The sequence below is a fragment of the Enterococcus hermanniensis genome (assembly GCF_001885945.1).
Classification (GTDB): domain Bacteria; phylum Bacillota; class Bacilli; order Lactobacillales; family Enterococcaceae; genus Enterococcus_A; species Enterococcus_A hermanniensis.
The window spans coordinates 22,318-33,857 of sequence record NZ_JXKQ01000015.1; the positions used below are offsets into that span (position 1 = coordinate 22,318).

Sequence of the window (11,540 nt, forward strand, 5' to 3'; positions counted from 1 at the left end):
AGAAGGGAACTATAATTTAATGGGTAAATATTTTGGAACAGATGGGGTACGCGGAATCGCGAACAAAGAATTAACACCAGAACTAGCTTTTAAACTAGGCCGTTGTGGAGGATACGTTTTAAGCCAACATCATGAAAGTGATGGTCGTCCACGAGTATTAGTTGGAAGAGATACACGTATTTCCGGTGAATTATTAGAAACAGCTTTAATTTCAGGTTTATTATCAGTTGGGATTGAAGTCTTTCAATTAGGGGTTATCTCAACGCCGGGGGTTGCTTATTTAACAAGATTACAAAAAGCATCAGCCGGAGTCATGATCTCAGCTTCTCATAATCCAGCAGAAGACAATGGAATCAAATTCTTTGGTGGTGATGGCTTCAAACTAGTTGATGAACAAGAGGCAGAAATTGAAGCATTGATCGATGCGGAAGAAGATACGTTACCTCGTCCATCAGCAGATGGTTTAGGAACGTTAGATGAGTTCCATGAAGGACTTTTGAAGTATTCACAATTTTTAGTCCAAACAATTTCGGGAGATTTATCAGGTGTAACCGTCTGTGTGGATGCAGCTAACGGAGCAACTGCTACAAGTGTCAATCGTCTATTTGCCGATTTAGAAACAGACTTTTATACGATGGGTACTTCGCCGAATGGTTTGAATATCAATGCAGGCGTTGGTTCGACACATCCAGAGGAATTAGCTAAAATGGTGGTTGAAAAAGGTGCTGATGCTGGTTTAGCTTTTGATGGTGATGGCGACCGTGTGATCGCAGTCGATGAGTTAGGGAATATTATTGATGGCGATCGTATCATGTTTATTTGTGCCAAATATTTAGCCGGTCGAAAACGTTTGAAGAAAAATACGGTTGTCACAACAGTCATGAGTAATTTAGGTTTCCATAAAGCGATTGAAGATATCGGTTTAGAAGATGTGATCACGCAGGTTGGCGACCGTTACGTTGTTGAAGAAATGCGTAAAAATGACTACAATTTAGGCGGAGAACAATCTGGACATGTCTTGTTCTTGGATTACAATACTACAGGTGATGGAATGTTAACGGGAATCCAATTGTTAAACATCATGAAACAATCTGGGAAAAAATTATCTGAATTAGCGGGTGAAGTAACGATTTATCCGCAAAAACTTGTGAATATCCGTGTGAGTAATAAATATGGTGCAATGGATGTTCCGGCAATCAAACAAGCTATCGAAGAAGCAGAAGCTGAAATGAACGGTGATGGCCGTATTTTGGTTCGCCCTTCAGGGACGGAACCACTATTACGTGTAATGGCTGAAGCACCAACGGATGAAAAAGTTGATTACTATGTTGAAAAGATTGCCGCTGTTGTTCGAGCAGAAATCGGATTAGATTAATTGAGATAGCCCCTTGATCAAAATGATCGAGGGGCTATTTTTTCAATAAAAAAAGGTTGAGAAATTTTCTCAACCTTTTTGTTTATTCAACGGTAACAGATTTCGCTAGATTACGAGGTTTATCAACGTCGTAGCCACGAAGAAGTGTGGCGTAATAAGCAATCAATTGTCCAGGAATAACAGATACCAATGGCCGTAAGAATTGATGAACGCTAGGAAGCGTAATTTGGTCGCCGTCCTTACTTAATTCTTCTGATGCAATAACTAGAGTATGTGCCCCGCGACTTTCTACCTCGCGTAAGTTGCCTCGTGTGTGTGGAGCAGTCATGGCTTCAGTAATAATACCAATGACCGGAGTTCCTTCTTCGATCAACGCGATTGTTCCGTGTTTCAATTCGCCAGCTGCAAATCCTTCAGCTTGGATATATGAAATCTCTTTTAATTTTAGAGCAACTTCCATTGAGACATAATAATCTTCAGCACGTCCGATATAAAACGCATTGCGGGTAGTTGCTAAATATTCTGCGGCAATTTCTTCGATCAGGGCTTTTTCAGCAATCATGGCATCCATTGCATTTGCTGCAATTCCTAATTCTTTTGTTAAGTCAAACTCATTTGCTGCAGCGATCGCTTTAGCTTCGCCAACAGCTTTTGCTAAAACAGTTAAAGCAGCAATTTGTGCTGTATAGGCTTTTGTAGAAGCTACAGCGATTTCTGGTCCAGCATGTAATAACATCGTATAACTTGCTTCACGGGATAATGTAGAACCAGGTACATTTGTAACTGTAAGTGAAGGGTAACCTAGTTCATTCGTTTTAACTAATACTTGACGACTATCTGCTGTTTCGCCGCTTTGAGTTAAATAGATAAAGAACGGTTTTTCTGAAAGTAACGGCATATTGTAACCAAATTCGCTTGATAAATGAATTTCCACGGGAATGTTGGCTAAGCGTTCAACAATTTGTTTACTTGCCCAGCCAGCATTATTACTTGTCCCGCAAGCCACGATATAGATCCGGTCACTCCCCAGCAAACTTTCTAACAACTCGTTTTCAATAACGACGGTTCCTGTTTCATCAGTATATTCACTAATGATCCGACGCATTGTAGCGGGTTGTTCATCGATTTCTTTCAACATGTAGTAAGGATAGGTACCTTTTTCCATATCAGAAAGGTCAATTTTTGCTTCGTAAGGGGCGCGTTGGATTTCATTGCCCGCAGCATCTTCAATTTCAACGTGATCTTTTGTAACGATCACCATTTCGCCATCATTGATTTCAACAAATTGATTTGTTTGTTCCAACATAGCCATTGCATCGCTACATACTACATTGAAGCCTTCTCCAAGTCCGATCAATAAAGGACTTTTGTTTTTAGCAACAAAAATCGTTTCACGATCTTCTTTGTCGACCAAACCAAAGGCGTATGACCCGTGGATTTCTGCTAAGGCTTTACGAAAGGCTTCTTTTGTAGAGAATCCTTGGTTGGCAAAATATTCAATTAAATGAACGACGATCTCAGTATCTGTTTCACCATAGAAAATATCTTCTGATAAAAAGTTATTTTTTAAGTCATCGTAATTTTCGATCACGCCGTTATGAACTAGAACGAAGCGCTTGCTTTGTGAGGTATGTGGATGAGCATTTTCTTCGCTCGGCTCACCATGGGTCGCCCAACGAGTATGGCCAATGCCAAGGGTCCCATGAACATCTCCACTGATTTTGTCAGATAGTTCTTTGATTCTTCCTTGCGATTTGATCAAGAAATCTTCATTTTGATCGGCTACGAAAATACCTGCTGAGTCATAACCACGATACTCAAGTTTTTCCAATCCGTTCACTAAAATACTAGTTGCTTGTTGGTTGCCTACAATCCCTACGATTCCACACATAATGTTTTCCTACTTTCCTGTCATTATATGTTTCCGAGCTGTCTGATTATTTTTTTGTTCTTTTATCAAGTTTTTAAAATAATCTTTAGAGCACAGCGACCCTGAAGTCATCCGCCGAATCTTTCGATAAACTTCATCCTCGTCACCTATATAAGGCCTGGCGCTATCTTATTGGTACATTTAAGATTTTATTTTTTTAATACCGGAAACAAACAATAATATAATATAAATCCGCAAACAAGTCAAATATTTTTTTATTTTAAACAAATTGGTATATATGATTTTGAAATTTTTATCACATTAAGAGGAAAGGTATTTTTTCATTTCTTCTATTCACAGAATAAGCTAAAATGATATGGTACACTGGATGTGTAATAAGTATTTGATCTAGTTAATATGGATTTTATAATGAAGGTCAAAATCAAGGAGGAAAAATTTATGAATCAACCAGATAATTTGACTGTAGGAGAATTACGAAAATTCTTGACGCAACTTGAAACCAAGCCAGAAATCAGTGATGCAACAAAAATATTCTTAGACACTGGATGGGATAGTATCCAAGAAATCAGTCCTGATGCCTTGAGTGTGGAAGAAGCACAAGCTTTTCAAATCGAAGATCCGTTAACACATGAATCTTTTGGAGGGTACTCGTTAAAAGAAAAAGCCGAAAAGATGAATGGCAATGGTCCAATCGAAAAAGTAGTAGTTATTCGTAATTTATATTAAGGAGGAATGAAATGAATAAACGTCGTTGGGTAGCGATTATTATTGCAATTGTATTGTTGGTGTTTTCAATCGTATCGTCGTCGATCACGCAAAAATCAGCGGATGAAAAGCAGCTGGGACAAATAAATGAGTTGTTTTATGGAAATGATGGCATCCAAGAACAGGTAGAAGCAGCCGGGACAAGTGATCAAAAAATTGTTAGATTAGTTGTTGAAGGAACAATCGTGGATGATGGAACGAGCGGGATGTTTTCTTCAGGCGGATATAATCATGAATCATTTATGAAACAATTAGCTACTATAAAAGAAGATTCGCAAGTAAAAGGTATTTTGTTAGAAATTAATTCACCTGGTGGATCCGTTTATGAAACAGCTGAAATAACACGGGCACTAAAGGAGCTCCAAAAGGATAAAGAAATTCCGATTTATGCAACGATGGAGAGTCAAGCAGCTAGTGGTGGGTATTATATTGCTGCCGGTTCGGACAAAATTTTTGCAACTGAAGATACGATGACGGGGTCGATCGGTGTGATTATGTCCAGCATGAACTATTCTGGTTTGATGGAGAAATTAGGCATCGCTGATTCGACCATCAAAAGTGGGGCGTTAAAAGATATTGGTTCGTCGTCACGACCGCAAACGGAACAAGACAAAGAAGTATTACAAGCTTTTGTTGACAGTATGTATGGGCGTTTCGTAAAAGTAGTCGCGCAAGGGCGAAAAATGAATGAAACGGATGTCCGCAAGTTAGCAGATGGCCGAATCTATGATGGCGCTCAAGCTGTCGATAATGGATTGGTGGATGAAATTGGCTATCCGGATCAAGCGTTACAAGCATTGAAAAAAGATAAAAAATTGAGCGATGCAACCGTTGTGAGCTATACAACAGGTGCGACGAACTTTATCAATACTTGGTTGGGCAGTAGTTTGGCAGAACTGCAAGGAATCAAGCCTTCGCAAGAAGATTTGGTGAAAAAGATTGTTGAGAGTGTGGGGACGCCCCAGGCACCTAAAGCGATGTATCTTTATGGAGGTGAATAAGCATGGGCGAAGAATCAAGCTATCGTCCGGCTGTTGGGCCGATTGAGGCATTATTAAAAAAAGACCAACAAAAAAATAAATTTCATCATTATCCCAATTATTTTTATGCGGGATTTTGGATTCGCCTATTTGCTTATTTGGTTGATTTACTTTGCATTACAGCCATTCAAACAATTATACTAGGTCTTCCAGCGTACTTTATTGGGTGGGACAAAAGTTCAGAGCTAACAACTATTTACGGTGGACTAGCATTAGTGATCTATTTAGGGTACTTTATCGTAATGACAAAGATAAATCAGGGACAAACGATTGGTAAAATGATTTTTGGAATCCAAGTGGTTTGTTTTAATGAAGCAACGTTAAGTTGGAAAACGATCTTTGTACGAGAAGGTGCTTGTCGATTTATCTTACGAGGATCACTATTCATGTTAGGATATTTAGTGACAATTTTTACGCCGAATAAACAACATATTGGCGACTATTTTTCAGATACGAGTGTCGTTACGATAAATGTGTTAGCAGCTAGAGAGGAATTATATAAGAATGAAACCGATCGAATTTCCGAATAACGATCACTATTACTTAACATTAGCAGAAGAAGCCTTTGCCAATGGGGAAGACCACATAGCGTTAGAAAATTATAGATTAGCTTATCAAGAGAATCCTTCACCAAAATTAAATCGCTTGATTGCTAGTTTAGCCGTTGAACAGGCTGAGTTCAGTATTGCTCTGGAGTATGTAGAAGAAGCTGCAGAGAGCTATTTAGAAAGTGCTGAATCAATTGATTTATATTTGCAAATACAATTATTTGCCCATCGATTTTTTGCTGCACGTGAGTTTTTGTGGCAAGCGCAAAAAGTAAAATCAATCACAGAAGAACAAAAAAATCTATGGCTGTTTCGTATCGATGATCAAGAGCTTTTTTATCAAAAACAGCAACAAGCAGCGATGAAAGTAATCGAATACGAGTTAAAAGAGTTGCCTAAACTAAGCAATATGGAACAATTATTGCTGATCCGTAAAGTTAGAGGTTTAACAAACGAACGATTAAAATTTTGGGCTACAGATTTTATGATGAATTCGTCGATATCACCATTAGTCCGCAGTTATTTGTTCGAGAGCTTAGCTCGCTTAGGTGTGGCTGACAGATTTTGTTATTTGACGTTGCAAGAAGAAATCGTAGAATTAATCCCAGTGGAAACTGGATTTGATCAGACACTCCAACAAATGATTGCTGAGTTATTGACAGAAGCTTTGATCGATGAAGATCCTGTTCTATTAACTAATTTGATGGAGCAAGTCAATTTAGAAATGGCTTTTCTTTACCCTTTACAAAGTTCTTACAATAACGCGCAAGCGTGGGTAAATAGCTATTTAGCCGATTACGTTGGAAGAGAAGTTGATTTGAATCCACAAATCGAAGCGTTACGTCAAAAGATAAAAGAACTGATGTTGGATTATCATTAAAAAGCGTTGAGAGTAAAAGCTTTATATTTACTTTTCACAATCAGTAGTGTAATATTTAATAGTATGCAAAATGCAAGTATATTAGTATTCGGAGGGAACAAACTTGACTGCAAAATTTGAAAAAACAGGCACCAATGATGGTGTGTTAACTTTCTCAATTGAACAAACTGAGATTCAAAAAGGCTTAACAAGTGCATTCAACAAAGTGAAAAAAAATCTTAACGTACCTGGTTTCCGTAAAGGAAAAGTGTCTCGCCAAGTATTTAACCGTATGTACGGCGAAGAAGCATTGTACGAAGATGCTTTGAACGACGTATTGCCAGTTGCTTATGAAGCTGCGGTAAAAGAAGCTGGGATTGATCCGGTTTCACAACCAAAAATCGATGTTGAAAGCATGGAAAAAGGCGAAACATGGGTAATCAAAGCTGAAGTTACTGTAAAACCTGAAGTTAAATTAGGTGAATACAAAGAACTTGAAGTTCCTAAACAAGAACTTGAAGTTTCAGATGCAGACGTTGAAGCACGTTTGAAATCTGAACAAGAAGCGCAAGCTGAATTAGTTATCAAAGAAGATGTTGCTGCTGAAAATGGCGACACAACTGTGATCGACTTTGAAGGCTTCGTCGGCGATGAAGCCTTCGAAGGCGGAAAAGGTGAAAACTATTCACTTGAATTAGGTTCTGGTTCGTTTATCCCAGGATTTGAAGAACAATTAGTCGGTCATAAAGCTGGCGAAAGCTTAGATGTAACAGTTACTTTCCCTGAAGATTACCAAGCAGAAGATTTAGCTGGTAAAGAAGCAATCTTCAAAGTAACAATCCATGAAGTAAAAGCAAAAGAATTACCTGAATTAGATGATGACTTTGCAAAAGACGTTGATGAAGAAGTAAATTCTTTAGACGAATTAAAAACAAAATACCGTGATGAATTAACAAAACAAAAAGCTGAAGCTGCTAAGGAAGCAAAAGACGAAGCTGCTATCAAACAAGCAGTTGAAAATGCTGAAATCGTTGAACTTCCACATTCAATGGTACATGACGAAGTACACCGTTCAATGGATGAATTCTTGAACAACATGCAACGTCAAGGGATCTCTCCTGAAATGTACTATCAATTAACTGGTTCTACAGAAGAAGATCTTCATACACAATTTGAAGGCGAAGCTGAAAGCCGTGTTAAAACCAACTTAGTAATGGAAGCAATCGTTGAAGCTGAAAAAATCGAAGCTTCAGACGAAGATGTTGCTGCTGAAATCAAAGAATTAGCTGACATGTACCAAATGCCAGAAGAACAAATCCGTCGTGTACTAACTGAAGATATGTTAGAACATGATATTAAAATGAAAAAAGCTGTTGAATTAGTAACAGGTACAGCAGTAGAAAAATAATTAAATTTTTAAAGCAGTTGAACCAAAAGTAGAAGATATTTTTGGCTCAGCTGCTTTTTTTTTACGTTTAAAAAATTAAAAATAACTAATCTATTCAAATTACCTTCTTGATTTGATACAATTAAAGTATTGATTTGATAAGTTAGATTAACTTGTATTAGTTTTATAAGAAAAAATTTATAAACTATTTTAGGAGGAAAAGATGAAGAAAAAAATTTTAGGGTTAAGTTTTTTGACAGTAGCTTGTTTAACACTTGCTACTACAGTTAAAGCAGAAGATACGCTCACTAGTGAAACGACAGTAGCTAGCTCTACTGAAACTATTGTACAAACGGATGAGTCAATAGAAACATCGACATCGGATTCATCTTCTGTATCAGAAGATGAGCAAGAGATGGAACAAAGCACAAATAACAGTAGTGAGAATACTGAAGATAATGGTGAATACACGGGTGACGAAGGTATTATGCGAGTGGACAAGAGTCGCTCAGACTTGTATCCATAGATTCAATATTACAGCGCTATTCCCGCAGTTTCTGTTACGGATAAAAACATACCTACCAAAAGTTTTATTGATATTTCTTCTCATAATGGAACGATTTCTGTTGCTGACTTTCAAAAAATGAAAAGTTATGGTGTAACTGGTGTAGCGATTAAATTAACCGAAGCAACGAGTTATATTAATCCTTATGCTCAAAGTCAAATAAATAATGCCATGACAGCTGGTTTAAAAGTTTCAGCATATCACTATAGTTGGTTTAAAACAGATGCTGAGGCTATCGCAGAAGCTAATTACTTTGCAAAAGCAGCAAATAGTTTTGGCTTAAGTAGTAATACAGTTATGGTTAATGATATTGAAGAGCCAAAAATTGCAGGCCAAGGCAATCATACAAATAATTCACGCGCGTTTGAAAATCAATTAAAATCATTGGGTTATGGTAATGTTCGTCATTACATTGGTTTAAGTTGGATAACGTCTAATAAAATCAGTGCTTCAGTAATTGGAAATAAAAACATCTGGGTAGCAGCATACCCATATAATCTCTCAAGCACTAACTTATATACACAGTACGGCGCATGGCAATGGTCATCGATGTTATCATTCCCTGGAATCAGCGGAAATTTCGATATTAATGCAGATTATACTTCAACATTTAGTAACCCAAATTCTACACCTTCAAATAGTGTTCAAATGTATCGCGTATACAATCCGAATAGCGGTGAACATTTTTACACTCAAAATATTGCTGAGAAGAACAATCTTGTATCAAAAGGTTGGCGTTATGAAGGGATTGGCTGGAACGCCCCAAGTTCTGGTAGCCCTGTCTATCGGTTATATAATAAAAATGCCGGAGACCATCATTATACGATGAATTCATATGAACGCGATAATTTGGTTAAAAAAGGCTGGCGCTATGAAGGGATCTCTTGGTATTCTGGTGGAGCAAACAAATTACTACGCCTATATAATCCTAATGCTAAGACAGGCACACATCATTACACATTGAATACAAATGAACGTGACAATTTAGTTAAAAAAGGCTGGCGCTACGAAGGTATCGGCTGGTATGCTAAATAAAGAAAAAAGTTCTCGTACAACGAGAACTTTTTTCTTTAGGAATCCTTTTAATTCCAAATGGTTTATTTGTCTTTTAGTGGCTTTGTGGTATTATAGATAAAGACTGCAATCGTGGAAACACTTGTAGAGAAAGAAACAAGAGGTGAAAGCCATGTATGAGAGCACAGGCGCAGGGGAGACAGTTCGCTGTTCATTTTGCGGCAAAACCCAAGAGGAAGTAAAAAAAGTTGTTGCAGGTCCAGGAGTGTATATTTGTAATGAATGTATTGACCTTTGTAAAGAAATCATAGATGAAGAATTCCACGAAGAAGCCATTCGTGAGTTTATCGATGTACCTAAGCCAAAAGAATTGCTAGACGTATTAAATCAATATGTCATAGGACAAGATCGTGCTAAAAGAGCCTTGTCAGTTGCGGTGTATAATCACTACAAACGAGTGAATACAGAAGCGGAAGATGTCGATGATGTCGAATTACAAAAAAGTAATATTTGCTTGATCGGGCCAACCGGTTCGGGTAAAACATTTTTGGCTCAAACATTAGCGAGAACGTTGAATGTACCATTTGCGATTGCAGATGCGACTAGTTTGACCGAAGCAGGTTATGTCGGGGAAGATGTAGAAAATATTCTCTTGAAATTATTACAATCTGCTGATTACAATGTCGAGCGTGCTGAAAAAGGTATCATTTATATCGATGAAATTGATAAAATCACTCGTAAGAGCGAAAATGTATCGATCACACGTGATGTTTCTGGTGAAGGGGTCCAACAAGCATTGCTTAAAATTCTTGAAGGAACAGTAGCTAGTGTGCCACCACAAGGTGGACGTAAACATCCACACCAAGAGTTTATTCAAATCGATACAACGAATATCCTATTTATCGTTGGTGGAGCGTTTGATGGCATCGAAACGATCGTTAAAAATCGTTTAGGTAAAAAAACAATCGGTTTTGGTACAAATAATAAAAAAATTGATGAAGAAGCAAGTATCATGCAGCAAATCATTCCGGAAGACTTATTGAAGTTTGGTTTGATTCCTGAATTTATCGGACGTTTACCTGTAACGACCGCTTTGGAAAAATTAACGACTGAAGATTTGGTTCGGATTTTAACAGAACCTAAAAATGCTTTAGTAAAACAATACCAAAAATTACTATCTTATGATGAAACAGAATTAGTCTTTGACGAGGATGCGTTACGCGCAATCGCAGATAAGGCGATCGAGCGCAATACTGGTGCGCGTGGTCTACGTTCGATCATTGAAGATGTAATGATGGATGTGATGTTTGATATTCCTTCTGACGAAACAATCGAAAAAGTTACTGTAACAAAAGATTCTGTCGAAGGTCTAGGTGAACCGTTGATCCAATACCAAAACGACGAAAAAAAAGCAGGTTAGCAAATGGAGGGTTCACAAAATAATTTGTGGACCCTTTTTGAAAGGCGTGAAAAAATGAAAGTCAACAATGCGGATATCGTAATCAGTGCTGTTTCTCCAGCACAATATCCTGAGACAGATTTACCAGAAATTGCTTTAGCTGGACGTTCAAATGTAGGGAAATCATCTTTTATCAATACCTTGATCGATCGTAAAAACTTAGCGCGCACTTCTGGAAAACCCGGGAAGACACAAACGTTAAACTTTTATCTGATTGAAAATGCGTTGCATTTCGTCGATGTTCCCGGTTATGGTTATGCAAAAGTTTCTAAAACGGAACGAGCAAAATGGGGAAAAATGATCGAAACGTATATTACGAGTCGTCAGCAATTAAGAGCCGTCGTATCGCTAGTCGATGTTCGTCACGATCCAAGTAAAGAAGATATCCAAATGTATGAATTTCTTAAATACTATGATATCCCGGTCATTGTGGTGGCAACAAAAGCCGATAAGATCCCTCGTGGTAAATGGAACAAGCACACTAGTGCAATTAAAAAGAAATTAAACTTTGATCAAAATGACACTTTCATTCTTTTCTCTTCAGAAACAAAGCAAGGAAAAGAAGAAGCTTGGCAGGCAATCGAAGCAGCAATAAAAGAAGATCAAGCTTAAAATGGAACTGACACTATAATTAGAT

At 37.7% G+C, this 11,540-nt stretch carries 9 protein-coding genes and 1 pseudogene; 9 read left to right on the forward strand and 1 reads right to left on the reverse strand.

Going from position 1 to position 11,540, the window contains the following annotated elements; all coding sequences use genetic code 11:
* Positions 1 to 19 precede the first annotated feature (19 nt).
* A complete protein-coding gene (gene glmM / locus RV04_RS11805; RefSeq protein ID WP_071858669.1) occupies positions 20 to 1,375 on the forward strand; it encodes a phosphoglucosamine mutase in 1,356 nt (451 codons plus the stop codon).
* An 82-nt stretch (positions 1,376 to 1,457) separates the two neighbouring features.
* Here the strand turns inward: glmM and glmS are convergent, their stop codons facing one another.
* Positions 1,458 to 3,266, reverse strand: coding sequence for a glutamine--fructose-6-phosphate transaminase (isomerizing) (gene glmS, locus RV04_RS11810; protein ID WP_071858670.1), 1,809 nt, complete (start codon positions 3,264 to 3,266; stop codon positions 1,458 to 1,460).
* 438 nt (positions 3,267 to 3,704) lie between these two features.
* On the opposite strand from glmS, the gene RV04_RS11815 reads away from it, so the two are divergent.
* The 8 genes and pseudogenes from RV04_RS11815 to yihA all read left to right on the forward strand — a co-directional run bounded on the left by RV04_RS11815 (position 3,705) and on the right by yihA (position 11,515).
* The gene (locus tag RV04_RS11815; RefSeq protein WP_071858671.1) at positions 3,705 to 3,992 is read left to right on the forward strand and encodes a hypothetical protein; all 288 of its coding nucleotides are present in this window, start codon (positions 3,705 to 3,707) and stop codon (positions 3,990 to 3,992) included.
* Between the two features lie 11 nt (positions 3,993 to 4,003).
* Complete coding sequence (gene sppA, locus RV04_RS11820; protein WP_071858672.1) at positions 4,004 to 5,032, forward strand: signal peptide peptidase SppA; 1,029 nt, start codon at positions 4,004 to 4,006, stop codon at positions 5,030 to 5,032.
* 2 nt (positions 5,033 to 5,034) lie between these two features.
* Complete coding sequence (locus RV04_RS11825; RefSeq protein ID WP_071858673.1) at positions 5,035 to 5,601, forward strand: RDD family protein; 567 nt, start codon at positions 5,035 to 5,037, stop codon at positions 5,599 to 5,601.
* Positions 5,576 to 6,499 (forward strand): tetratricopeptide repeat protein, encoded by a 924-nt coding sequence (locus RV04_RS11830; RefSeq protein ID WP_071858674.1) that lies wholly within the window; start codon positions 5,576 to 5,578, stop codon positions 6,497 to 6,499. Before RV04_RS11825 ends, RV04_RS11830 begins: the two co-directional genes overlap by 26 nt.
* A gap of 103 nt (positions 6,500 to 6,602) precedes the next feature.
* Entirely contained in the window at positions 6,603 to 7,886 is a 1,284-nt protein-coding gene (gene tig / locus RV04_RS11835; RefSeq protein ID WP_071858675.1) for a trigger factor, read from the forward strand.
* A gap of 202 nt (positions 7,887 to 8,088) precedes the next feature.
* A pseudogene (locus RV04_RS11840) lies at positions 8,089 to 9,465 on the forward strand (GH25 family lysozyme).
* Between the two features lie 151 nt (positions 9,466 to 9,616).
* On the forward strand, positions 9,617 to 10,864 hold the full coding sequence (clpX, locus tag RV04_RS11845; protein ID WP_071858676.1) for an ATP-dependent Clp protease ATP-binding subunit ClpX: 1,248 nt from the start codon (positions 9,617 to 9,619) through the stop codon (positions 10,862 to 10,864).
* A 54-nt stretch (positions 10,865 to 10,918) separates the two neighbouring features.
* The gene (gene yihA, locus RV04_RS11850) at positions 10,919 to 11,515 is read left to right on the forward strand and encodes a ribosome biogenesis GTP-binding protein YihA/YsxC (protein WP_071858678.1); all 597 of its coding nucleotides are present in this window, start codon (positions 10,919 to 10,921) and stop codon (positions 11,513 to 11,515) included.
* Positions 11,516 to 11,540 lie beyond the last annotated feature (25 nt).